This window comes from Novosphingobium sp. 9 (genome assembly GCF_025340265.1).
In the GTDB taxonomy this organism is placed as follows: domain Bacteria; phylum Pseudomonadota; class Alphaproteobacteria; order Sphingomonadales; family Sphingomonadaceae; genus Novosphingobium.
Map to the genome: position 1 here is coordinate 58833 of NZ_CP022708.1, position 23452 is coordinate 82284.

Annotated in this window: 21 protein-coding genes and 1 pseudogene; 17 read left to right on the top strand and 5 right to left on the bottom strand. The window is 64.8% G+C overall.

All coding sequences use genetic code 11. The features are described from left to right. Positions 1-6 precede the first annotated feature (6 nt). Positions 7-1239 (bottom strand): lipase family protein, encoded by a 1233-nt coding sequence (locus CI805_RS14900; RefSeq protein ID WP_260928875.1) that lies wholly within the window; start codon positions 1237-1239, stop codon positions 7-9. A 382-nt stretch (positions 1240-1621) separates the two neighbouring features. Here CI805_RS14900 and CI805_RS14905 point away from each other — a divergent pair, with 382 nt between their 5' ends. Continuing rightward, positions 1622-2143 carry an MFS transporter gene (locus CI805_RS14905; protein WP_260928877.1) on the top strand — a complete coding sequence of 174 codons (522 nt, stop codon included), beginning with the start codon at positions 1622-1624 and terminating at the stop codon, positions 2141-2143. After that, positions 2032-2793, top strand: coding sequence for an MFS transporter (locus CI805_RS14910; protein ID WP_260928879.1), 762 nt, complete (start codon positions 2032-2034; stop codon positions 2791-2793). The genes CI805_RS14905 and CI805_RS14910 overlap by 112 nt, the downstream gene beginning before the upstream one ends. On the opposite strand, the gene CI805_RS14915 is transcribed toward CI805_RS14910, so the two are convergent. Next, positions 2794-3519: an SDR family NAD(P)-dependent oxidoreductase gene (locus tag CI805_RS14915; protein ID WP_260928880.1), complete on the bottom strand. Its 726-nt coding sequence runs from the start codon at positions 3517-3519 to the stop codon at positions 2794-2796. 132 nt (positions 3520-3651) lie between these two features. Between CI805_RS14915 and CI805_RS14920 the strand changes: the two genes are divergently transcribed. From CI805_RS14920 to CI805_RS14935, 4 genes are all read left to right on the top strand, one after another. Further along, the gene (locus CI805_RS14920; protein ID WP_260928882.1) at positions 3652-4521 is read left to right on the top strand and encodes a D-glutamate cyclase family protein; all 870 of its coding nucleotides are present in this window, start codon (positions 3652-3654) and stop codon (positions 4519-4521) included. After that, positions 4511-5368 (top strand): phytanoyl-CoA dioxygenase family protein, encoded by an 858-nt coding sequence (locus CI805_RS14925; protein WP_260928883.1) that lies wholly within the window; start codon positions 4511-4513, stop codon positions 5366-5368. Before CI805_RS14920 ends, CI805_RS14925 begins: the two co-directional genes overlap by 11 nt. Then, entirely contained in the window at positions 5365-6165 is an 801-nt protein-coding gene (locus tag CI805_RS14930; protein WP_260928884.1) for an SDR family NAD(P)-dependent oxidoreductase, read from the top strand. Before CI805_RS14925 ends, CI805_RS14930 begins: the two co-directional genes overlap by 4 nt. Before the next feature lie 122 nt (positions 6166-6287). Further along, positions 6288-8576 (top strand): FdhF/YdeP family oxidoreductase, encoded by a 2289-nt coding sequence (locus CI805_RS14935; protein ID WP_260928885.1) that lies wholly within the window; start codon positions 6288-6290, stop codon positions 8574-8576. A 150-nt stretch (positions 8577-8726) separates the two neighbouring features. Here the strand turns inward: CI805_RS14935 and CI805_RS14940 are convergent, their stop codons facing one another. The 3 genes from CI805_RS14940 to CI805_RS14950 form a co-directional block, all read right to left on the bottom strand. Next, positions 8727-9182 (bottom strand): tRNA (cytidine(34)-2'-O)-methyltransferase, encoded by a 456-nt coding sequence (locus CI805_RS14940; protein WP_260928886.1) that lies wholly within the window; start codon positions 9180-9182, stop codon positions 8727-8729. Between the two features lie 203 nt (positions 9183-9385). Beyond that, positions 9386-10291, bottom strand: coding sequence for an OmpA family protein (locus tag CI805_RS14945; protein ID WP_260928887.1), 906 nt, complete (start codon positions 10289-10291; stop codon positions 9386-9388). 516 nt (positions 10292-10807) lie between these two features. After that, positions 10808-11845 carry an alpha/beta hydrolase gene (locus tag CI805_RS14950; protein ID WP_260928888.1) on the bottom strand — a complete coding sequence of 346 codons (1038 nt, stop codon included), beginning with the start codon at positions 11843-11845 and terminating at the stop codon, positions 10808-10810. Between the two features lie 227 nt (positions 11846-12072). Here CI805_RS14950 and CI805_RS14955 point away from each other — a divergent pair, with 227 nt between their 5' ends. The 11 genes and pseudogenes from CI805_RS14955 to CI805_RS15005 all read left to right on the top strand — a co-directional run bounded on the left by CI805_RS14955 (position 12073) and on the right by CI805_RS15005 (position 22674). Further along, positions 12073-12633 carry a spore coat U domain-containing protein gene (locus CI805_RS14955; RefSeq protein ID WP_260928889.1) on the top strand — a complete coding sequence of 187 codons (561 nt, stop codon included), beginning with the start codon at positions 12073-12075 and terminating at the stop codon, positions 12631-12633. 37 nt (positions 12634-12670) lie between these two features. Then, entirely contained in the window at positions 12671-13417 is a 747-nt protein-coding gene (locus tag CI805_RS14960; RefSeq protein ID WP_260928890.1) for a molecular chaperone, read from the top strand. Positions 13418-13543: 126 nt separating this feature from the next. Then, complete coding sequence (locus CI805_RS14965) at positions 13544-15310, top strand: hypothetical protein (RefSeq protein WP_260928891.1); 1767 nt, start codon at positions 13544-13546, stop codon at positions 15308-15310. Next, a complete protein-coding gene (locus tag CI805_RS14970; protein WP_260928892.1) occupies positions 15217-15879 on the top strand; it encodes a fimbria/pilus outer membrane usher protein in 663 nt (220 codons plus the stop codon). Before CI805_RS14965 ends, CI805_RS14970 begins: the two co-directional genes overlap by 94 nt. A gap of 19 nt (positions 15880-15898) precedes the next feature. Further along, positions 15899-16399 carry a spore coat U domain-containing protein gene (locus CI805_RS14975; protein ID WP_260928894.1) on the top strand — a complete coding sequence of 167 codons (501 nt, stop codon included), beginning with the start codon at positions 15899-15901 and terminating at the stop codon, positions 16397-16399. Between the two features lie 110 nt (positions 16400-16509). Further along, positions 16510-16824, top strand: coding sequence for a hypothetical protein (locus CI805_RS14980; protein ID WP_260928896.1), 315 nt, complete (start codon positions 16510-16512; stop codon positions 16822-16824). Positions 16825-16917: 93 nt separating this feature from the next. Then, entirely contained in the window at positions 16918-17640 is a 723-nt protein-coding gene (locus CI805_RS14985) for a response regulator (protein ID WP_260928898.1), read from the top strand. Positions 17641-17939: 299 nt separating this feature from the next. Next, positions 17940-18761 (top strand): TorF family putative porin, encoded by an 822-nt coding sequence (locus CI805_RS14990; RefSeq protein ID WP_260928900.1) that lies wholly within the window; start codon positions 17940-17942, stop codon positions 18759-18761. 153 nt (positions 18762-18914) lie between these two features. Beyond that, a pseudogene (locus CI805_RS14995) lies at positions 18915-20107 on the top strand (AAA family ATPase). Between the two features lie 97 nt (positions 20108-20204). Further along, entirely contained in the window at positions 20205-21341 is a 1137-nt protein-coding gene (locus CI805_RS15000; protein WP_260928901.1) for a ParB/RepB/Spo0J family partition protein, read from the top strand. A gap of 82 nt (positions 21342-21423) precedes the next feature. Further along, positions 21424-22674, top strand: a complete 1251-nt coding sequence (locus tag CI805_RS15005) for a replication initiator protein A (RefSeq protein ID WP_260928902.1) — start codon at positions 21424-21426, stop codon at positions 22672-22674. Positions 22675-23452 lie beyond the last annotated feature (778 nt).

Here is a 23452-nt window from a genome sequence, read left to right on the forward strand (position 1 = left end):
AGAGGCTCAACTCACGCCGGGATTGCGCTTCTGTACCGGCCCCGGCGGGCTGATCGTCGCACAGTTCGAGGTTGGCAGCTTGCCTGCCAGCAAGGCCAGCGCAAAGGGGATCGAGTCCTTGGCAGACGTGTTCACGGTACTGCCGTGATCCTCGCCCGGATAGGTATGCCATTGCAGGTTCGTACCGGCTGCGCACATCGCCTTCACCGCATTGTACTGGCCTTGCGTCCCGGCCATGTCGTCCGCCAATCCCGTACCGACAAACAGCGGGCCGGGGATATGCGCGTCCTTGAATTCGAAGTTTGCCTCCATCGTCCCGTCGATGGGCTGGAGATCGGGCACGAAGACCTGCTCACCGGTCAGCTTGTTCTGATCGGCCATGTCGAACAGAGCGTGAAGGCACTGCGTGCGCGCGGCCTTGAGCAACGGATATCCTGCGGGCTGGACGAAAGCTGCCGGATCGAGTTCATGATGCAGCGAACGATCGATCCCAGCGATGCGCAGCATGCCGAAACCGGGATTCATGAAGTGGACATCGGTCATCGCCTTCGACTTTGCGACATAATCTGCATCGTGCGGCGTATCAAAGGTCATGACAAGGCCAGTCGCAACCGTGCCCAGTATATTCAGCTTCGGCGCGTAGCTCTTCGCCAGATATGTCGTGCCCAGCGCGGCACCCGAGCCCTGCGACTGGCCGACGACAATTACCCGGTTCGCCAGTGTGCCTTTCCCGGCTGCCAGCGCGGCGCGAACACCATCGAGCACCGATCGGCCTTCGGAACGCCACATCAGGTAAGGATGGACGCCCGGCGTGCCGAGCCCCTCGTAATCGCTGGCGACGACCGCGAACCCGGCCTTCAGCCAGCGCCCGAGATATTCAGCGTCACGCGCCGACGGACCGGTCCACGAAGGGGCGCAGGGATCGGCAAAACCGGTGGTGCCGTGAGCCCACGCCACCACGGGCCAGCCCCCTTTGGGCGCCTTACCCTGCGGGATGAACATCATGCCCGAAACGATGATCGCTCCTCGCCCGACACCACTGGTCGAGGAATAGAGGATACGGGTTGCCCTAGCATCCTGGGGCTGCGGGAGGTTCGCCGGCAACGCTTCCTGACGCAGCATGTGTCCGGGCGTTCCGATCTTGCCGCTCCAACGATAGAAAGGCGAAACACCGCCATCGCCGTCTATATTACCGAGGTCGGTCGTGGCAGCAGCCGGAGCCGCCATCGCTGGCTGCACATTTGGAATAGCTGCAAGCGCAACAGCAGCCAGGGCGATAATCCATTGCTTCATAAGACATTCCATCATTTCGATCCGCCCCGGTCAAGTGTTCCGGGCGCACGAAGTCGTCGCACGATCAGCCTAATCACAAAGCAGCGACGATACCTCCCCGATCCGGCATCGCCCCATTGCGCTGGCGGCAACACCTTCTCATCGAAACACCCATGTCCGGCAACGCACCGAAAAGGACACGCCTTGATGCCGGATACGAACCGGCCTTGCCGAACGGCAGACCCGGCCTATCCTTCCAGTTACTATACAGCAGCAATCAACAAGGTCAGCCAAGCCCATGGCCCAGTCCGCCACACCCCTTCCTTCCGCCAGTGCTGCAGACGCGCCCATGCCTCTGCTCAAAGGCAACTGGACGACGGTGGCAATTGTCTACGCCATCGGCCTTGGCAGCATGGCGCTCGTCGGCATCCTTTCTCCGCTGGCGCTGACCGTCACGGCATCGCTCGGCGCCCCCAAGGCCGCGATCGGCTTTGCCATTGCCCTGTTCTCGCTGCCCGCAACCATCGTCGCCACTGTCGGCGGATCGCTCGTCGATCGCATCGGCCCTCGCAGAGCACTGCTGCTGACCTCGCCGGTCTTCGTGCTTTCCGACCTCGTGGTCTGGATGGCGCATGACATCTGGCTGCTCAACCTAGGCGTGCTGCTGTCCGGCATCGGCTATCTCGGCATCCTCAACGGCGGTGCAGCCATGCTGATCGGCTCGCTCGAAGGTCACGCCCGCACCCGCGCGATGACGCTATGGTCAACCTATGCCCCACCGGTTTCGCTCTCGGCCTGCTTCTTGCAGCGCCATTCACGCAAGGCGAAGGCTGGCGCGATGCGGTGGCGCTGCATGGTGCTTTCATGCTGATCTGCGCGGTTTGCGCCTTTGCACTGCCTCACGTTCCGGCCATGGTGAAGCACAGCGCCACGGCGCGCGAAAAGCTGGCCGCGCTATTCGCCGGGCTGCGCCATCCTCCGGTATTCCTGCTGGGTATCGCGATGGCGATGCCGGCTATGATCTCCTACGGCACCAGCCTTGCCGCGCCGACCTACCTCGCGAAAGTCCATGGCGTTTCGCTGGCCGCTTCCGCCAGCATCGTCGCCATTGCCAAGATCGTCGCGGTGCTGCTGGGCGGTACGGTCACCGGCGCGCTGCTGAGCCGCGAATTCCCGCCGCGCCGCCTGCTGGCGATGGTCGTCGTGCTCGGCATCGTCGCACAGACGCTCCTGTTCCTGCCGTCGAGCCCGCTTGCGCTCGCGATCTTCGGGCTGATGGCCTGGCTGTTCACCTATGGTGCCGCTACCGGCGTATGCATGGCCACAATGCCAGCACTGTCGAACAAGGACCTGGGCGGCGGCAGTGTGGCAGGCCTCGTCAACCAGTTCGTCTCGCTCGCCTCGCTGCTGACTCCGACGATCTACTTCGCGCTGACGCACTGGACGGCCTATATCGCGCTGGCCGTCGTCGGGTTGGTCGTGTGCCTGCTGGCCCTGCCGAAATTGAGCACGGCCGTCTGATCAGACGGCCGTATCGCCACCATCCACCGGCATCATCGCTCCGCTGATGTAACTTGCTTCATGCGAGGCCAGAAAGCGCACCAGCGCGGCAGCCTCAGCCGCAGAACCGTGGCGACGCAAGGGGATACGCCCATCTACCCGCGCACGTTCGGTCTCCGCATCCGGCACCATCTGCCAGTATCCGCGCGTCAACGGCGTATCGAGCCAACCGCCAAGCACCGCATTCACTCGTACGCCTTCCGGTCCGAGTTCCGCGGCCAGACTCCGCACCAGACCGGCAACGCCTGCCTTGGTGGCCTGATAAGCATGCGTAAGCGGCTGCCCCCGCATCGTTGCGGTCGAGGAAATGAAGATCACACTGGCGTTCGACGAGATACGCAACGCAGGCAAAGCGGCCTGCACAGTCAGGAACGGGAGGCGCAGGTTCACCGCAGAGGCACGATCCCACATGGCTGCGGTCCATTCGGCAACCGGCGCGCTGGCCATCGCGGAAGCCGCGACGATCACGGTATCGAGCCTATCTGCATGCTCCAGCGCAGCAGCAACGGCCTGGGTGCCGGTGTCAGGTGACTCCAGCGCTACTGCCTCGAACCGTACCGCATCGGGTAACTCTCTCGGTACTTCCCCCTCATCCGCCAGCAACACCCGATCTCCGGCTCCCGCGAAGGACCGCGCCAGTTCGCCGCCGAGCCCGCCTGCGCCGCCAATGATGAGAATACCTGCCATAATGCTCGCGCTTCCTTGATTTTCGATCCTTGAGTGGCATCACCCGCCAGCCAAGTCCCATCGCCGCCTAGGCAACGGGAGAGGCCCAAAAAAGCAACTCTCGGCAACACCCATGGTGCTATTGAAGCCTTCATGACACAGAGCGCCCTGCCCGCGACAGACCTCGATCCCGGTTTCGACACTTCGGACCCGGTTGCGGTGCGCCGCGCGATCCGCTCGGGCGCTTTCACCGGCTTCACCAATCTGGTGGCGCGCAGATATGTGCAGGGCAATCTGGTAGCCGTACCCGCGAGCCATGCCGACGCCTTCGAACTTTACTGTCGCTCAAACCCGCAGGCGCTACCGATCCTCGGTCGCAGCGAGCCTGGATCGCGCGCCATTCCGGCATTGGGCACAGACCTGGACATTGCGCGCGACACCGGCGGCTACATGGTGTTCCGCGATGGCGAACTGATCGATACGCCCCGCGATGCCTCCCCGGTATGGCGCGACGATCTGGTGTCGTTCGTGCTGGGCTGCTCGTTCTCGTTCGAGGCGATCCTGCAGAACGCCGGGGTTCGCCTGCGCCATCTCGACGAGGGCAACGTCTCGGCCATGTACGAAACGAACCGCGACACCGTGCCGGTCGGACCGTTCTGCGGCAAGCTGATCGTCTCGATGCGGGCCCTATCGCCCGCCGACGCCATCCGCGCGACGATCCTTTCAGCGCAATTCCCGCGCTTTCATGGCGCGCCTGTCTCGCTAGGACTACCCGAAGACCTTGGTATTGCGGACCTTGCAAAAAGCTATGGCGGCCATGGGCTTACCCGGCTTCATCCCGGTGAGCTTCCGGTTTTCTGGGCCTGCGGCGCCACCGGCCAGAATGCCGTGCGCGCCGCGCGCCTGCCGCTGTGCATCACCCATTACAAAGCGCACATGGTCGTTACCGATCTGCCGCTTCCCGATTTGCCCGATTTGAATACGCCCAGCGTTTCCACCAAGGATCTGCCCGATGAATGTTGACGAGATCGTTTCGCACTACGACGAGCACGGCTATGTCGTCGTCCCCGGCCTGCTGCAAGGCCCGGTGCTCGACAAGCTGCGCGCGCTGACCGACAATGTCGCCGCGCGCGCCGCCGCAGTTGAAGCCGACGACGCGTGGTTCGATTTCGACACGGACGCAGCCGGTCTGCGCACGATCCAGCGCATCAAGAAGCCCAACCGCATCGATCCTTTCTACGCCGAGCAGGCCGGAAACCCGCAGATTCTGGAGATTCTCACGCGGATCATCGGCGATCTGGTGCGCCTGTCGCACACCAAGATCAACATGAAGTCCGCCAACGGCGGCGCCGCGCTGGAGTGGCATCAGGACTGGGCTTTCGCGCCGCACACCAACATGTCGACCTGCGTCGCCTCGATCATGCTCGATGGCGCTTCCGCCGCGAACGGCGCGATGCAGGTAATCCCCGGCAGCCACAAGCAGCCCCTGCTCGATCACCATGATGAGGAAGGGTTTTTCTGCGGCGCGGTCGACATCGATCAGGTGGACCTGTCGAAAGCCGTGCTGCTCGAAGGGCCTCCGGGGACGGTCAGCTTCCACCACCCGATGACGCTGCACGGATCGAGCGTGAACCGTTCGGGCGATCCGCGCCGTATCCTGTTCTACGAATATGCTGCCAGCGACGCATTTCCGCTGTTCTACAAGGTCGATTGGGACGAATACGAATCCCGCCTTGTTTCCGGTGGTTCGACCACGGGCGTTCGCTTCGAGGACAACTATGTGAAGCTGCCCTTCCCTTCACGCGCGGGCAGTTCGATCTACAAGATCCAGGCGGGTTCAAAGCGCAAGTTTTTCGCGGACGCACAGTGAGTTACGCCTCCGACACCGATCGCCCGGTCGCCTTCGTCACCGGTGCCAGCGCGGGCACCGGACGCGAGATCGCACTGGCGCTGGGCGCGGCAGGCTATGATCTTGCCATGGTCGCCCGGCGTACGGCGGAGATGGAAGCCGTGGCCGAGACGGTACGTGCCCAAGGGCGCCGCGCGCTGGTGCTGACTGCCGACGTGCGTGACGCACAAGCAATTGAAAATGCGCTGGATTCCTTCCTCGATTGGTCTCGCAATCGCGTCGATGTGGTGGTGAATGCTGCCGGTTATACCGGGCCGCTATCGCCCGAAATCGGCGACTTCTCGATCGACGAATTCGACAGCACCGTGGCGACGAACTTGCGCGCGCCGTTCATCGTGCTCTCCCGTCTGCTGCCGATTATGCGCGCGGCGAAGGCAGGGCGCATCGTGAATATCGGCGGAAATCATGGTATTAGAGGACGAGCTGGACGCTCCAGCTACTCCGCGTCGAAGTGGGGCCTGCGCGGTCTGTCGCGCAGCGCCGCACTGGAGGCGGGGCCGGACGGCGTGACGGTGAACTACATCGCGCCCGGCCCCATCGCGGTGCCGCGCATGAAGGAAAACTGGCGCAAACTCGCGGTTTCTCGCGGTCTTTCCGAGGAAGAGGCGCTCAAGCTCTACGTCGCCGACATGGGCATTCCGCTGGGCCGCCCCAGCGAGATGGAGGACATCGTCGCCATGGTGCTCTACCTTGTCGGCGAAGGCGGGCGCAATGTCACCGGACAGGAACTGGTGGTAGACGGCGGCGCCACGCTATAGCGTGCGATTGCACCGGGATGCACGTATTCGCAACCGGTGCAACACACTTGAAACCAGCAGTATTCCTTGGCTTTCCGCCTCGTCGGGTGCATATCGTCCCCGGTAAAAGAGGACGAAAAGCCATGACCGAGTCTGCGCGGACTGAAACGGGCCTAGAAGAGGCTAACACGGGTCTAGAGGGGGTCCAGACCGACCTGGAGGGTATCGGCGACTACGCAGGACCCGCCGGTGGCTGGGGCGCCCTGCGCGCCGTCGCCAAGACCGTTCGCCAGCAGATGAAGTCCAGCCCGGACACCCGCGCGTTGCTCCAGATGAACCAGCCGGACGGGTTCGACTGCCCCGGTTGCGCCTGGCCCGATCCGCGCCACACCTCCAGCTTCGAATTCTGCGAGAACGGCGCCAAAGCGGTGACGTGGGAAGCCACCGTCAAGCGCGTCGATCCCGATTTCTTCGCACAGCACACCGCCTCCGAACTGTGGGAGTGGAGCGACCACAAACTGGAGGACGCCGGACGCCTGACCGAGCCCCTCGCCTACGATGCCGTGACCGACCGCTTCGTCGCCATCAGCTGGGACGAGGCCTTCGCGCGCGCCGGGGCCGTGCTGCAATCGCTCGACCATGCCGACCGTGCGGAATTCTACTGCTCGGGCCGCGCCTCGAACGAATCCGCGTTCCTCTACCAGCTGTTCGCGCGCGAATTCGGGACCAACAACTTCCCCGACTGTTCGAACATGTGCCACGAGGCGACCAGCGTCGGGCTGCCCAAGTCGATCGGCATCGGCAAGGGCACGGTCACGCTGGAAGACTTCGACCACGCCGACGCGATCTTCTGCATCGGCCACAACCCCGGCACCAACCATCCGCGCATGCTCGGCACGCTGGCCGAAGCCTCGCGCCGAGGCGTGCCGATCGTCGTTGCCAACCCGATGCGCGAGCGCGGGCTGGAGCGCTTCAAGTCACCGCAGCACCCCAGCGAGATGCTCTCGCCCAAATCGACGCAGCTCGCCTCCGCCTATCATCAGGTGCGGATCGGCGGCGACATGGCGATGCTGAAGGGCATGATGAAGCTGGTGATCGCCGCCGACGCGCTCGACCACGATTTCATCGCCCAGCACACCGAGCACTTCGAGGCGGTGAAGGCCGATATCGAGGCGACCTCGTGGGACTGGATCGAGACCACTTCGGGCCTGCCGCGCGATGCCATCGAGGATATGGCGAAGGTCTACATGGCCGCCGAGCGCGTCATCGTGTGCTACGGCATGGGCATCACCCAGCACCACACCGGCACCGACAACGTGCAGGCTATCGCCAACCTGCTGCTGCTGCGCGGCCAGTTCGGCAAGCCCGGCGCCGGGATCTGCCCGCTTCGTGGCCATTCCAACGTGCAGGGCGACCGCACCGTGGGCATCACCGAGATCCCGACCGAGGCGATGCTCTCGCGGCTCGATGCCACCTACGGCATCTCCTCGCCGCGCAAGCACGGACACAATGCGGTGGAAGCCTTCGCGGCGATGCGCGCCGGGGAATCGAAGGCGCTGTTCTCGCTCGGCGGGAACCTTGCCGTTGCCATGCCCGACCCCGAGGCCTGCTTCGAGGCCGTGCGCAGCCTCGACCTGTCGGTGAACATCGTCACCAAGTTCAACCGCACCTGCCTGCTCACCGCGAAGGAAACGCTGGTGCTGCCCTGCCTTGGCCGCACCGAGCTGGACGTGCAGGCAGGCGGCCCGCAGGCGGTGACGGTGGAAGATTCGATGTCGATGGTCCATGCCTCGCGCGGGAAGCTGAAGGCGCCGGGGCCGCACGTCCGTTCGGAACCCGCGATCATCGCCGGGCTAGCCAAGGCGGCGCTGCCTGCCACCAAGGTAGACTGGGATGCCATGGTCGCCGATTACGACCGCATCCGCGACGGGATCGAGGCGGTCTATCCCGATTTCCGCGACTTCAACGCGCGCATCCGCACGCCCGGCGGCTTCCGCCTGACCGTGGGGCCGAGCAATCGCGTGTGGGCTACCCCCAGCGGCAAGGCGCAGTTCATCGCTCACCCCCGCGAGGCGAGCAAGACGCTGCCGCCGATGCTGCTCACCACGATCCGCAGCCACGACCAGTACAACACCACGATCTACGGCCTGGACGATCGCTATCGCGGCGTCACCGGGCGGCGCGACGTGATCTTCGCCAACGAGGTCGACATGGCAACGCTCGGCCTTGCCCATGGCGAGAAGGTCGATCTGGAAACGCCCTCGGGCCGCACGTTGAAGGGCTTCACGGTAATCCGCCACGCCATCGCGCGCGGCTCGCTGGCGGCGTACTATCCCGAAGCGAACTGTCTCGTCCCGCTGGAAGAGCACGATGCGGCCAGCGGAACGCCGGCCTACAAGTCGATCCCCGTCACGATGCGCGCGGCGGGGTAAGGTTAGCCAGAATATGGCGGCAAGTCCCCTTCCGTTCGTGTCGAGCGTAGTCGAGACACGGCCACGCTGACGTGTCTCGACAGCCGTTTACAACGGCTGTTCACCCCGAACTTGTGAGGGGCTCGACACGAACGGAGGGAACTGAAGCCGTTACGCCTCTGGCAGCATTCCCGTTTGTCGCAGGGCCTCGCCCAGTGCGAGCGCCGCCGAGGTCGCGAGATTCAGCGAGCGTACTTCGGCGCGCAGCGGAATCCGCACGCGCGCGTCGCAGACGGCGGCGACGCTCTCGGGCACGCCTGCGCTTTCCTTGCCGAACAGCAGCACGTCATCGGGGCGGAACTCGAAATCGTAGGCCGAAACGCTGCCCTTGGTGGTGAACAGCACCAGTCGCTGGCCCGGCGCAGTCTGGCGGAAAGCCTCGAACCCGGCGTGGCGCGTAATCTCCACATGATCGATGTAGTCCATCGCGGTGCGCCGCACCCGGCGATCGTCCCAGGCAAAACCCATCGGCTCGATCAGGTCGATATGCGTGCCGAAACACGCGCCAAGCCGCAGGACGGCGCCGACGTTGCCGGCGATCTCGGGTTCGTAAAGAGCGATGCGCATGGCCATGCTGCTAGGCGGGCATGAGAGACGCGGCAAGGGTTACGTGCACCAAATACCACCTGCCCCCGCTCAGCCTGAGCCTGTCGAAGGCTGCACGCATGACGTGACAGTTGGCAGGCCTGAAACGAAAACGGGGCAGGCCAAGGCCCACCCCGTCTCCCGGTCGCGATGCGCCGCGACCGTCAATAGTACCGCGCCCGGTCTCAGATACCGTCGACAGCCTTGCTGACGAGGACGTTCACCGCGACGCGGCGGTTTTCCGCCTTGCCCTGATCGGTGTCGTTGCTGGCAACCGGATCGGCCATCGACATGCCGGTGGGGGTCAGCATGCGATAGGGCTTCCAGTGGCAGGCCTGCTGCAGGAAGTTCACCACGCGCGTCGCACGCTTTTCGCTGAGCGCCTGGTTCAGGTCTTCGCCGCCGGTCGAGTCGGTGTAGCCGACCACCAGAAGCAGGGCATTATCGACGCCATCGGCCTGCTGCGCGGTCTGACACAGCGCGGCCTTGGCTTCGGGCGAAAGGTCGGACTTGCCGGTGTCGAAGTTCACGTTGACCGTGCTCTTGACGTTGTACTTGTCGATATCGCCCACGCGGCCGCGCAGCGCCTCGGTGGCGGCGGTCTGCTCGGCGAAGCCCTGCGCCGTGCCGGTGCGGATCATCGAGGCGGTCTTGATGTCCTTGTTCTGGGTCTTGATCTCTGTGGCGACCAGATCGCCGCCGCCCTGCATGGTCTTGATGCTGACCGGCAGGCCGTTCATCAGCGAATCGCCCGCCAGCTTCTTGTTGCCAAGCCCCAGGAAACCGCCCTTGCCGCTGATGCGGGTGCTGTCGTTAACGGCGACGATGGTGCTCTGGCCGTTGGCCGACGTCACCTGGATGCGATCGCCCTTGCGCGCCGAAATGATGCCTTCGACTTCGGGACCTTCGGTCATCTGCGAGGCATCGGCGGGCGCATCGCCCGGACGCTGGCCATAGACCGTGGCTGCGACATCGGCCTCGGCCGGATCGCTCGGGCGGTCCTGTGCCTGCACGGCAATACTGGCCGATGCGGCGGTGGTCATCAGTGCGGCCAGAAGAAATACTTTCGAACGCTTGGAAATGACAGTCATTGCGCGACTCCTTCAAACTCGTGTGTCGGGCCTGCGGGATCGCAGCTTCTCGTCCGAGCGCCGCTGCCGGGATGGCGAGCGCGGCGACCGGAGCCCCCTTGGGTTCATGGTTTGGGCAACGACAATGCTGCACCTGAACGCCTTGGAAGACCTGACTGTTCAGAAATACCTTGCGGCTGGATGAACGCACACGACAAGATGGGCCTCAGTGCAGATGGTTCGAGAACATCTTGCGACGAACCGAAGTGGACCATGCTGCACAAACGGATATTTGCGCATTTGCAGTATTACTCAAGCCGATCGGGATAAAGCGCCCTTGCAGACGGACAACTGCTGTAAAACCGCGTAATTTTCGCGTCGATAATGGAGCAGGATTCGCCTGACAGACGTATTAAGCAGGCTATTCTTGCGACATCTTCACCTCTGCTTGCGATGAACCGAGGGAATGGCGCGGAACAAAGGATTACGGGGCTTTCGGGCCCCGCACCTCCCCTAATCGACCCCCTGGCCAACCCCCTAGTCGAGCAGCGCGCGCTTCAGGGCGGCGAGCTTCGAATCGGTGAATCGGCGCGCCAGATCGGTCTGCGCGGCGATTCCATCGAAGGCATGATAGGCGCCGGGGACGACATTCAGCGTCACCGGGATACCGGTATCGGCCAGGCGGCGGGCGTATTCGATGTCCTCGTCGGCGAAGAGGTCGATCGCGCCCACACCGATAAAGGCAGGCGGCAGGCCCGTCAGATCGCGCGTGCGGGCGGGCACGCCGCGGACCGGCACGTTCGCCCCGCCGGGTTTCATGCCCAGGAAAGCCTCCCAGCCATAGCGGTTGTAGGCAGGCGTCCAGATCAGATGGCCCATGGAGGGCGGCACCGCACGGCTCGATCCGGTGCGGTCGTCGAGCATGGGATAGACGAGGCACTGGAACGCCAGCGGCACTTCACCCCGGTCGCGCGCGGTGATCGCCAGAAGCGCCGCATGGCCGCCACCCGCGCTCTCTCCCATCACCGCGATGCGCGCCGGATCGACGCCGAGGCTGGCGGCATTGTCGTGCAGCCACTTGAGACCGGTGTAGTTGTCCTCGATCGAACCTGCATACGTCGTCTCGGGCGCCAGCCGGTACTCCACCGTAACGATCGTGCAGTCGAACGCATCGCACACCGCCTGCAGGCCCGGCACCGAGCGCGCTGCCGATCCCATGACATAGCCGCCGCCGTGGGTGTGCAGGATCGCCGGGCGCTTCTGCCCCGGATGCCCTGCATTGATCACATAGACCGTCACCTCACCGCCACCCGCGCTGGCGGGCCGGGGCAGGCTTTTCATCTCGACCGGATACTTGCCCTGAGAGGGCCGGGCGATGCCGGGGCTGCCGCGCCACGTCGCAAGGCTGGCGGCGGAGAGCGGAGGCCGGGCCGCAACTTCACGCCCCAGCGCCTCGATCGCCGGGCGCAGTTCGGGCGCGACCAGATCGAACCGCAGATCGGCATCGGAAACCGCAGGAGATACCGCAGGCCCCGCCGCCAGAGCGCGCGCCAGAGGACCGGGCAATCCGGCCATAACGGCGCCTGCCCCAACCATCCCGCCTGTCGCAGCATGTCACGCCGATCCATCGCTCTCTCCTTCGCCGGAACCACTTTGTGGACCTGCGTACCACCGGTGCCGGACAGCGGCAATCATGTCGGACAACAGGCAGGATTCCGTGGAAATTGCATAATCCGGCTAGGGATTTGCCCGAGGGATGGTGCAAGCGATTGCGCAGGAGTGACCGGGCTAAGGGACATTCCATGAAAAACGTCGCACCCCGCATTTCCCTCGCCCTGCGTGCAGCCGCCGGCCTTCCGGCGTCGCCGCGTTTCCGCAACCTTGCCGCCGTGCTCGCACTGGGCGCCGCAGCAACCATTCCGCTGTCCGCGCAAGCCGCGACCGCCACCGATCCGATGGCCGTCACCGCCACGGTGATCTCTGCCTGCATCATCGATGCCGCCGACCTGCCCTTCGGCAACTACGATCCGACCTCTTCCACGCCCAAGGACATGAACACCACGATCACCGTCACCTGCACCGTGGGCACGCCCTTCACGGTGGGCCTGAACGCAGGCAGCACCAGCGGCGCCACCGTGACGACGCGCCAGATGGCGAACGGCGCCAACCGCCTAGGCTATGCACTTTACAGCGACACCGGGCACGCCACCAACTGGGGCAACACTTCCGGCACCGACACGCCCGCACAGGCGACGGCCACGGCAACCTCCACCGTCATGACCGTCTACGGTCGCATCGCCGCGCGCCAGAACGTACCTGCAGGCAGCTACACCGACAGTGTCACGGCAACGGTCTATTATTGAGATGCCCGCGTCTCGGGCCTCGCTGGGCAGGTCGGTCATGATCGCCGCTTGCCTTGCGCTGTCCGGGGCATTTCCCGTCGCTCCGGCAGGGGCAAGCAGCCTGCGCGTCACACCGATCCGCGTGACGATGCCCCTCGACCGGCGCTTTTGCAGCCTCACTCTGGCCAATGACGGCGATACCCCCGTCAGCGTCCAGATCCGCGGCTACGACTGGGACCGCAGCGAGGACGGAGAGGATATCCTGACCGAAAGCGGCGCGATCCGGGTCAATCCCGGCATCGTCACGCTTCCGGCGCACGGTGCGCAGTTGATCCGCTGTGCCGTACCTGAACCGACGTGGTCAGGGACGAAGGCGTTGCCGATGGAAAAGGCCCCGCCGGTAGAACAAGCGTGGCGACTGGTGTTCGACGAACTCCCCCCGCCTGCCGGACTGACGCCCGGCGGCACGATCCTGACGCTGCTGCGCATCAGCGTGCCCGTATTCCGGGGCGCACCGGGGCTTGCCCCTCATGTGATCTGGTCGCAGCGGAATACGGCCGATGGCGCCCCTGCGCTGGTGCTGGAGAACACCGGCACCGCCCATGCGCAGATCCGCAGCGTAAATATCACCACCGATCCTGCCGCCGCAGCACCGCAAGCCTACGAACAGGGGTTTTATCTTCTTCCCAAAGGACGGCTGGTGATACCGCTGCCTGCCGGTTTTGCTGCGCCGCATTCGGCGCGGATCACCGGCGTTACGGTACAAAGTCCGGAGGGCCCGCTGACCGTGGTCCCCGCCCGCTGAGCCGGGCCCCGTGTGGAGGTGGCCCTCTTCGCTACTCCCTCACGCCGGATCGGGCGGGCCGCCATCCTGCACCGGGGCGCGACAACGGGCGTTCTGTGCATCGCCCTTGCAGCATTCCCGAGCGCCGTGCGTGCCGATCCGGCACCAGCGATCACCTCACGAACCGAATGCACGGCGTCTGCGCTGCCCGATGCGCAACCGATGCCGGTCAGCGTGGTGCTCAACGGCGCGCATCAGCCCGAATCGGCGCTGGCCCTCCAGGCGGGCGACTGCCTTTATCTGCGCCTTGCCGATGCCCGCGGGCTGGGCCTTGCGCCGGCACCCGATGCACCGATCATGAGCGTGGAAGGCGAACCCTATCTGACACTGGACACCAAGACCGGGGGGCCGGTTTCCGCGCATCTCCTTGAAGACGGCACGCTGGCCATCACCGCGGCCGCCACCGCTTTCGCTGCCCGCCATCTTGGCGAGGTCGACCATGCCGTCGCGCTGTCGCCGATCGTCCCGGCGATCTTTCTGGATTACGACATCGACGTTCTGCACGATGGAGGCGGCACGCGTGCCACCGCATTGCTGGAAGGTACGATCTCCGGCGCATGGGGGGTCTTTTCGACAAGCGGCATTGTGGCAGGTGGACTTGAAACTGGCGGTCGGGGCGTCGGCGCCGCGCAGACGGTCCGGCTGGACAGCAGCTGGCTGCGCGACTTCCCCGCCCATCGCCTGCGGCTCGTGCTGGGCGATACCCTGACGCGCGGCTCGTCCTGGACCGGACCGGCGCGCATCGCAGGGATACGTCTGGGCACGGAATTCGCGCTTGCCCCCGAATGGCTGACCTGGCCGCTGCCGGAACTCGCGGGAAGTTCGGTGCTGCCCTCCACGCTGGAGCTTGTCGCCCGGCAGGACCGGCGCGATATTCCGCTGGCCCCCGGCGATTTCACCTATGCCTGGCGTCCGCAATTCAGCGGCGCGGGCACAGTGACGATGACTTTGCGCGACATATCAGGCGCGGTGCGGACGGTAACGCGCAGTTACTACGCTTCTCAGGGGCTGTTGCGGCCCGGCCTCGTCGACTTTTCGGTCGAAGCAGGTGCGCTGCGCCGAAATTATGGCGTCTCCAGCTTCGATTACGGGGCACTGATGGGGGGAGCCACGTTGCGCCGGGGCATGACCGATCACCTGACGCTGGAAGCGCGGATCGAGGGCGGCGACGGGGTGGCCATGGGCAGCGCGGGAGGCACGATCCTCCTCGCGAACTTGCTCGAAGTGAACCTTGGCGGCGCCCTGTCGCATGGCCCCCTCGGTGGAGGCCACCTCGCCCAGATACAGGCACAGCGATTGACGCAAAGCTATTCGCTGACCGCCAGCTATCGGCTGCGCAGCGCCCAGTTCCGGCAGGTGGGTGAAGTGCTCCTGCCCGGAAGCGGCGCCAGTCGCGAACTTGCGCTTTCCGGCAGCCTTGCCCTGGGGCGCGGCGGCAGCGTGACCGCTGGCTATCTCCGTGTCGGCCAGGGCGCATCGCGCTATGCCATCGCCTCGCTGGGCTGGAGCGGCAACTGGCGCAAGGCCTATGTCTCGCTTGGCGCGCAGCACACGATGCGAAGCACAGGCGATGGCGGTGGCGAGACCAGCCTGATCGCCGGGCTCACCGTGCCGCTCGGCGGCGGAGGCAACATCAGCCTTTCGGCGGACCGCAGCCGCAGCCTTGCCGCGATCGACCGCAGCCCGCCCGGCAATCTTGGCCTCGGCTATCATCTGGCAGGCGGATACGAGCAAAGCATGGGCCGACACTCGACGGGCAAGTGCAATGGCGGACACGCGCGGGAGAGATCGACGTTGCCGGGCTCTACCGCGACGGCGCGGCGTCGGCCCGGATCGAACTGCGCGGCGGCCTAGTCGCAGCGGGCGGAACCGTCAGCGCCACCCCGCGTATCGAAGACGCGCTCGCTGTCGTGGACGTTGCCTCGGATGCGCGCGTGGAGGTCATGGTGGAAAACCGCCCGACCGGTTCCAGCACCGACAAGCGCCACGGCGCCATCGTCACCGGACTTCAGGCCTATTCGCCCAACCGCATCTCCATCGATCCCGACCAGCAGCCGCTGGAAGACACGCTCGACACCGCCGAAAAAGTCGTGACACCCGGCTGGCGACAAGCGGCACGCGTCACGTTCGGTGATCGGGGCAGCGTGCCGGTTCGCCTGCGCGTACGCGATCCTTCCGGTGCGGTTCTGCCTGTGGGACTATCGGTGTTCCTCACCGGGACAGGGACAGGCGCCGAAACAGTGACAGGCCACGGCGGGGACGTTTTCCTCGCCTCCTACCCGCCCCCGGACACCATGTTGCGCATCACCGGGGCGGCCCAGGGCGCCTGCCTCGTGCCCCTGCCGGACCATGCTCCGGCAGATACATTGGCCAGGCCCCTGATCGTGACCTGCCGCCCCGAGATCCGGAGTCCCTCCCCATGATCGCGAGACGCCCAGCCGCGTGCTTCCCCCCCGCGCCGCGATCGTTCGGGCGATGCTGGCAACCTGCACTCTAGTCCTGCCCGTACAGACCGCAAAGGCTCAGGTGTCGGTATGCGCGCTGTGCTCGTGCGGCGTGACCTCCACCGGGCTGGCTTTCGGAAACTACGATGCCGGCACCACCGCTCCTCGCGATGTCAACGCGACGGTTACGGTAAACTGCACCTCGCTTGCCCAGATCAACGGCGGCGCGGTGATTTCGCTCAGCGGCGGCGAATCGGGCAATCCCGCCGCGCGGCGCATGGTCAAGGGCGCGGACACCCTGACCTACCAGATCTACAGCAACACAGCGCGGACAACGGTGTGGGGCAACGGCACCGGCGGCACCTCCACCGTCACGGTGTCGCTGACCGGCCTGCTTTCGTCCAGTGCGACCGCGACCGCCTATGGCCGCATCCCCGCGCGCCAGTTCGTGCGCGCCGGGGCCTATACCGATACAGTCACGATCACCGTCACGTACTGAAATACTGCGACACACCGTGCAGAAACACTTTGTCATGCACGAGACCATCTGCGGACACGGGCACGCCGCTATCAGGAGGGCAACAGACACAGTCCCCTGGAGTGAACCTCATGTCCCTGCTTGCATTTGTTGCCGCTGTCATTTCTCCCACCCTGCCCGTCACCGCCCTGCCGGTACTTCCCGCCGCTGCCGGCTACGGCTGCGTGGTTCACGACAACGGCACCAAGGCCGCCTGCCCTGCTTCTCCCTATCGCGTCGCGCAGGGCAAGGGCATGACCGCCCCCACCCGCACCCACAAGGCCAAGACCCAGGCTGGCCCGACCCCGGTCTGCCACCCGGACCCGATGAAGGGCCGCGCCTGCCGCCATCATGAAGCTCAGCGCGAGGATGCGACCCTCGAGGCGACCGCCGTCGCCGTTCGCTGACAACCTGCCGGGCGGGGTCGACAGTACTCCCGTTCCCTGAAAACCCCGTCCGGCACCCTTTCTTTCCGATATAACGGCGGCCCCCACCTCTTCATGACTTCCCCCCGTATCCTGCTCGTCGAGGACGATCACGCCCTCCGTTCCCTCACTGCCCGTGCGCTGCGTCAGGACGGTTTCGAGGTCTGCACCGCCGAAACAGGCGCCAAGATGTGGACCCTCTGGCGAGAGGAGAATCCCAGCCTTCTTGTGCTGGACGTCATGCTTCCCGATGCCAACGGCTTCGACCTGTTCCGGCAGTTGCGTCGGGAAAGCGAAGTGCCGGTGATCTTCGTGAGCGCGCGGGGCACGGAAAGCGACCGCGTTCTCGGACTCGAACTGGGCGCCGATGACTATCTCCCCAAGCCCTACAGCACGCGCGAATTGTCCGCGCGCGTGGGGGCCGTGTTGCGCCGTGGCCGCACGCGTCCGGGCGAACCAGGCGTCGCCGAACCGTCCAGCAGCGACACGATCACGTTCGAGGGCTGGAGCGTCAGCCTGGCACGGCGCGAACTGCGATCGCCCACGAATGCGATCGTCGATCTGACCGGTGCCGAGTTCGATCTTCTGGCCACGTTCCTCTCCCACCCGCAGCGCGTTCTCGGGCGCGAGCGATTGCTCGAACTCTCGCGCGACCGGCTTTCCGACCAGTCCGACCGCAGCATCGACGTGCTGGTCAGCCGCCTGCGCCGCAAGTTGCGCAGCGGAGAGGCCGAAGCCGTCATCACCACCGTGCGCGGCGTCGGCTACATGTTCCGTGCCGAGGTGGAACGCGCCTGACCCCTTTTCCGCTCTCTCTGCCGCCACCACTGCCGACCGCCGCCTTTGTCCTCAATCCGCTCCACGCGCGCGAATTGAGGACATTTGCTTTCGCCGTCCCGCCTCACCGCGCAGCAATCCATCCCAAAGTTTCCTCGGGAAACATTTTGTCACGTTCGGGCAAAGGCCGGGACACCACCTCCGGATAGGGTGATCCGCGAAGCCGGGAAAAAGACCTCGCCACATCAAGCGCGACGGCGCCGGCTTCCGCAGGGTGGAACCATTTGAACCACCATAAGAACATGAGGGAAATCAACACTATGAAGATGCGTCTTCTCGCCGCCCTGGCGCTTGCCGGGTGCGCCACTCCCGCCCTTGCGCAGGAAGGCGACACCGCCCCGCCCAAGGACATCACCGTCACCGGCAGCGTTGCCCTCGTCAGCGATTACCGTTTCCGCGGCGTCTCGCAGAGCGACAAGGAACTGGCGGTTCAGGGCGGCCTGACCGTCACGCACTCCAGCGGCTTCTATGTCGGCACCTGGGCCTCGAACCTTGCCGGATGGGGCACCTTCGGCGGCTCGAACACCGAACTCGATCTGATCGGCGGCTATTCGACCGAGATTTCCTCGGGCACGACAGTCGACGTCGGCCTGACCTGGTACATGTATCCGGGTGGCGCCAGCAACACCGACTTCGCAGAGCCCTATGTGAAGCTTTCGCACACCCTGGGCCCGGTAAAGGCGCTGGTCGGCGTGGCCTACGCGCCCAAACAGCAGGCGCTCGGCAACTATTCGGCCACATCCTACAGCCGGGGCCAGAAGGAGGATAACTTCTATATCTGGGGCGATGCCAGCGCCGGAGTGCCGAACACCGCTCTCAGCGTGAAGGCGCATCTCGGCTATTCGAACGGCAACCCCGGCCTCGGCCCCAACGGCACCAGCGTTGCGCCTACGGGCGAATATTTCGACTGGCTGCTCGGTGCCGACTACGCGCTCGGCCCGGTCACGCTGGGTGTCGCCTATGTGGACACCAATATCAGCAAATCCGAATCGGCGTATCTTCAGCCCAACTTCTCCTCAAGCAAGAACGGCTCCTCGATCGCCGCTTCGCAAGTGGTGTTTTCGGTCTCGGCAGGCTTCTGAACCCCAATCTGCTGAGATCGATTCGGCCCGTCTCGACAGTTGTCGAGGCGGGCCTTTGCTTTTTCTGATGATAGAGTTCTGCGGGGTGCTGGACTGAATATCTTTAAGCGCATATGAACTTAAAGACGTTCAACGAAACGGGCTACCCCTTCGATGCATTCAGAAGTCGAGCGCATTGCCGAAATGGCACAGGCGGGCGAGCGCATGATCGAGCGCCTGCGCCGTCAGGCTTTCCTGCCCGAATCGCGCAAGGGCCTCAATATCCGCTTCGGCATTGCCGAAGCCGCTGCCTTGCTGGGCTGCTCGACGAATCGCATCCGCATGGCGGAGGACGATGGGCGCCTTCCCCGCCCCGCCCCACCGAGAACGGCCGCCGTCCGGGATATTCGGTGGAAGACCTGCTGAATATGCGCGACGTGCTCGGCGCCTCGCCGGCACGGGCTCCGCTCGACAATCCCGCGCTGATCGCCGTGCAGAACTTCAAGGGCGGTGTCGGCAAATCCACGGTCACCACGCACCTTGCGCATTACTTTGCCGTGCAGGGCTATCGCGTGCTGGTCGTCGACTGCGACAGTCAGGCGACGACGACGACCCTGTTCGGTTTCAATCCGCACTTCAACATCACGCGCGAACAGACGCTCTATCCCTATCTCTCGATCGACCCGACTCAGACCGACCTGCTCTATGCCGTGCAGAAGACGCCATGGCCGAACGTCGATCTGATTCCCTCGAACCTCGAACTGTTCGATGTCGAGTATGAACTGGCAGCCAGTGGCGCGGATGGCGGCTCCGTGCTCGCCTCGCGCTTCCGCAAGCTCAAGCAGGGCCTGCACGATCTGGCGCGCAACTACGATGTCGTGATTCTCGATCCGCCGCCAGCCTTGGGCACCATCAGCCTGGCCGTGATGCAGGCGGCCAACGCCCTTATCGTGCCGCTGGCCGCCACGACGCCCGATTTCTGCTCGACCGTGCAGTTCCTCTCGATGATGGATCAGGTCACGAGCCAGCTCGCGCAGGCAGGCATCTCGGTCGATTACGATTTCGTGCGCCTGCTGTGCTCGAAGTTCGATTCCAACGATCCCAGCCATGCCATGGTCCGCCAGATCATGGAACAGACCTTCGGCCCGGCCCTCCTGCCCGTTCCGATTCTGGAAAGCGCCGAGATCAGCCATGCCGCCTTGCGGATGATGACGGTCTACGAACTGGAAAAACCCATCGGTACGCCGCGCACCCACAAGCGCTGCCGCGCCAACCTCGATGAAGCGATGGCGCAGGTCGAAGCGCTTGTGCGTCGGGGCTGGGGCATTGCCGAACCCGCCAGCGAGCAGGACGTGATCAATGCCTGACGGCGGCCCAACGCCCCTTTATGTTCTCTGTATGTACCCCGACATTTCGGGAACGGACCATGGCGTCCGCCGAAGCCGCACCGGGAGGAACTGACCGATGGCCCGCAAACAGTCCGACTATCTCGCCAGCCTCCTTGCCGAAGAAGCGACTGCCGCGTCACAGAGCGCGATCTCTGCCGATGCTCCCATCGCAAGCGCTCAGGCGAAGTCCGAAGAAGCGTCAGCGCCGGTAACGACGCCACAGGCCGACGCGCCGGCCCCCTCCCCTGCCCCGCGCGCGTCCGCGCGGGCCGGTCTGTCCTTGCTCGGCCGCGAAAATGCCCTTGCCCGTGTTGCCAGCGGCGAAGTTCGCCAGGTTACACAACTGCTGCTCGACCCTGCCCGCGTGCGGGTGTGGGAAGGCAACGCGCGTATCCAGTCGAAGCTTTCGGAAGAAAGCTGCCGCGATCTGATCGATTCGATTCTCGCCGAGGGTGGCCAGCGCGTGGCCGCCGTCGTGCGGCACATCAGTGGCGATCCCGATCACGATTACGAACTGATCGCCGGCAGTCGGCGCCATTTCGCCATTTCCTGGCTTCGGGCGCATTCCTATCCGGACATGCGGCTGCTTGCGCAAGTCGCTGATCTAGATGACGAATCTGCCTTTCGTCTCGCTGACATCGAGAACCGGGCGCGCAAGGATATCTCGGATATCGAGCGCGCGCGCAATTATGCCGATGCCATCCAGCGCCACTACGGCGGCCGCGCCGTGCGGATGGCCGAACGCCTCAAGCTCTCGAAGGGCTGGCTTTCCAAGATGCTCAAGGCGGCGACGATTCCGGACACGATCCTGATCGCCTTCGCCGATCTTCACGAACTGACGCTCAATCCCGCCTATCGGCTCGCGCAGGCCATCGACGATCCGGTGCGCGCCAAGGCCATCCGTCGCGAGGCCGAGGCTATCGCCGCCGAGAACATCAAGGCGCTCTCTTCGGGCGCGCTTGCCCTGCCCGGCTCGGCAGCGCTTGCCCGCCTGATGGCGGCAACGGGCTCGCCCGGTCGCCCGCGCGAACAGGGTTTCGCCTTCGACGTGAACAACGCGCATGGCCGCCCGATCCTGTCCCTGAAGTCGGTCAACCGCCAGGGCCTGACGCTGCATGTGCCGATGGCCAGCGGCGCCGGCGACGAGCAACTGGCCGATGCCTTGCGACAGGTCCTCGCGACGCTGCGGGACAACGGGATTTCGGTGGTCTGATGGTCAAAACCGGGGGCGCGCCAATCGGAAAGTTTCCTCCAGGAAACATCATCGCCTTTCATGTGCCGGAGGGCGTGCGGCGATGAGTCCTGTCCGCGAACCCGCCGTCGCCAGCGAAAAGTTCGACCTGTTCCTGCCCTATGTGGCGGACATGGCCCTGCGCGATCAGCGCGAGATGATGGAACGGCCGTTCTTCAGTCTGGCGAAGTCGAAACGCATCAAGGCGATCGACTACACCAGTCCCGATGGCGAAGTGCATGTCCATGTCTCCGCCAATCCTGACTACGGGATGGCGACGATCTGGGATGCCGACATCCTGATCTACTGCGCCAGCGTTCTGGCCGACATGGCGCGGCGCGGGCGCAACGACCTTCCCCGCACGCTGCACATCATGCCCTACGATCTGCTTCGGGCCATCGGCCGTCCCACCACCGGGCGCGCCTATGAGCTGCTGGGGCAGGCACTGGACCGCCTCGTCGCAACGACCATCAAGACGAACATTCGTGCCGACAACAGGCGAGAGGCTACCTTCTCGTGGCTCGATGGCTGGACCCAGTTGGTCGACGAGCGCACCGAGCGTTCGCGCGGCATGACGCTGGAGCTGTCCAACTGGTTCTGGGAAGGCGTGACGATGAAGGGCGGCGTGCTGTCCATCGATCGCGCCTACTTCGACATCACCGGCGGGCGGGAACGCTGGCTCTACAGGGTCGCCCGCAAGCATGCCGGTGGCGCGGGCGAGAACGGCTTTGCCATCTCGATGCCCGTTCTGTTCGAAAAGTCGGGCGCCGAAGGCCAGTACCGCCGCTTCAAGTTCGAGATGCTCAAGCTCGCCGAAAAGGACGAGCTTCCCGGCTATGCCCTGTCGGTCGAAACGGCACGGGACGGCGAGCCGATGATCCGCATGCGGCGCCTTGACGGCAAAGGCGGCGCGGAAGGCCCCCTGCTCTCGCACAAGACACCGTCTGCGCGGTCCACGCCCTCCCCTGCCCCCGATCCGGGTCCGGCAGCCGATCGTCGCCCCGCTTCTGTAAAAGTTTCCCCGAGGAAACCGCAGAATTCTGCGCCGCAGCCTGCCGACGTGGTCGATGCCCGAGCGCTTATTCGCTCCACGGTTGCCGGTCTTTCGGACGCAGCGACACGCGGTTTCATGACCGACGAAACCATCAACCTCCTGCGCCGGGAATGTCCGGGGTGGGACCTGCATGCGCTCCATGCCGAGTTCGAGCGCTGGATCAATGCCGACGTCGAACGCGTGCCCGCAGACTGGCAGCGCGCGTTCATCGGATGGGTTCGCCGCCACCACGCGAGAAACGGCCACCAACTGCGCGGGTGATCGGCGCCCCCTTCCCCGCTTCCGTACAACGCTAACGCCGATCTTTCCCCGTTATGGAAAGGTCGGCGCGCCCCCTTTTTCTCTGTGCAGAACGTTCCGCTTTCCCGCAGGAAACTGAAGCGGCACGCCTCCGGCTATCGTTCCGTCCGCTTTTCTCTCCTGACACTCGCAAGCGCGTCGGAACCAGACAGGCCGGAACCAGCTTCAGCCCCCGCTCTTTCATCAAAGCCCCTGACCTGGGCGAGGTTCACTGTGCCTTTCCCGCTGCCGAGAACCACTCACCGGCCTCCTCGGCATCAGATCACAAAGGCGACAAAGGCCCGGCGTTCTGGAGAGCCCTCGTGTTCCTTTCGATCAGACATTCAAGCTCCCCTCACACGCATGATGGAACCGCAGCATCGTGGTGCGCAATGTGCAGACAAGCCCCCTCTGCCCGCGCCTACGGTCCGAGCCTCTGTGACATCGAGGCAGAATGGCGTCAGGCCGCAAAGGCGACATGCTTCATCGCTGACTGCACAATCTCCCGCCGGATGCTCCTACCGTTGCAAAGTATCCCGCCACGCGCTCTTCGCCAGGGAGGTGAGACGAACCAGAACCACGCCTATACCCGTTTCACGATCCGCGATTGGGACGGGCGATCACAACACCCGCCAATCACCCACGTCGCGATCTGTATCGAGCCCCTCTCCCGGAGCGCTAACCGGCATGCTCATGCGGTCCTCTTCCGGCATCCCCTCCAACATCAAAGTCCGGCTCTCCAAGTGCTTCGTGGAAGTGC

Coding starts and splice junctions, on each gene's coding strand:
- CI805_RS14985 (WP_260928898.1), top strand. CDS start 16,918: ATGACTTCCCCCCGTATCCTGCTCGTCGAGGACGATCACGCCCTCCGT.
- CI805_RS14950 (WP_260928888.1), bottom strand. CDS start 11,845: ATGGCCGGATTGCCCGGTCCTCTGGCGCGCGCTCTGGCGGCGGGGCCT.
- CI805_RS14945 (WP_260928887.1), bottom strand. CDS start 10,291: ATGACTGTCATTTCCAAGCGTTCGAAAGTATTTCTTCTGGCCGCACTG.
- CI805_RS15000 (WP_260928901.1), top strand. CDS start 20,205: ATGGCCCGCAAACAGTCCGACTATCTCGCCAGCCTCCTTGCCGAAGAA.
- CI805_RS14960 (WP_260928890.1), top strand. CDS start 12,671: ATGATCGCCGCTTGCCTTGCGCTGTCCGGGGCATTTCCCGTCGCTCCG.
- CI805_RS14905 (WP_260928877.1), top strand. CDS start 1,622: ATGCCTCTGCTCAAAGGCAACTGGACGACGGTGGCAATTGTCTACGCC.
- CI805_RS14920 (WP_260928882.1), top strand. CDS start 3,652: ATGACACAGAGCGCCCTGCCCGCGACAGACCTCGATCCCGGTTTCGAC.
- CI805_RS14925 (WP_260928883.1), top strand. CDS start 4,511: ATGAATGTTGACGAGATCGTTTCGCACTACGACGAGCACGGCTATGTC.
- CI805_RS14990 (WP_260928900.1), top strand. CDS start 17,940: ATGAAGATGCGTCTTCTCGCCGCCCTGGCGCTTGCCGGGTGCGCCACT.
- CI805_RS14915 (WP_260928880.1), bottom strand. CDS start 3,519: ATGGCAGGTATTCTCATCATTGGCGGCGCAGGCGGGCTCGGCGGCGAA.
- CI805_RS14980 (WP_260928896.1), top strand. CDS start 16,510: ATGTCCCTGCTTGCATTTGTTGCCGCTGTCATTTCTCCCACCCTGCCC.
- CI805_RS14955 (WP_260928889.1), top strand. CDS start 12,073: ATGAAAAACGTCGCACCCCGCATTTCCCTCGCCCTGCGTGCAGCCGCC.
- CI805_RS15005 (WP_260928902.1), top strand. CDS start 21,424: ATGAGTCCTGTCCGCGAACCCGCCGTCGCCAGCGAAAAGTTCGACCTG.
- CI805_RS14910 (WP_260928879.1), top strand. CDS start 2,032: ATGGTCAACCTATGCCCCACCGGTTTCGCTCTCGGCCTGCTTCTTGCA.
- CI805_RS14935 (WP_260928885.1), top strand. CDS start 6,288: ATGACCGAGTCTGCGCGGACTGAAACGGGCCTAGAAGAGGCTAACACG.
- CI805_RS14940 (WP_260928886.1), bottom strand. CDS start 9,182: ATGCGCATCGCTCTTTACGAACCCGAGATCGCCGGCAACGTCGGCGCC.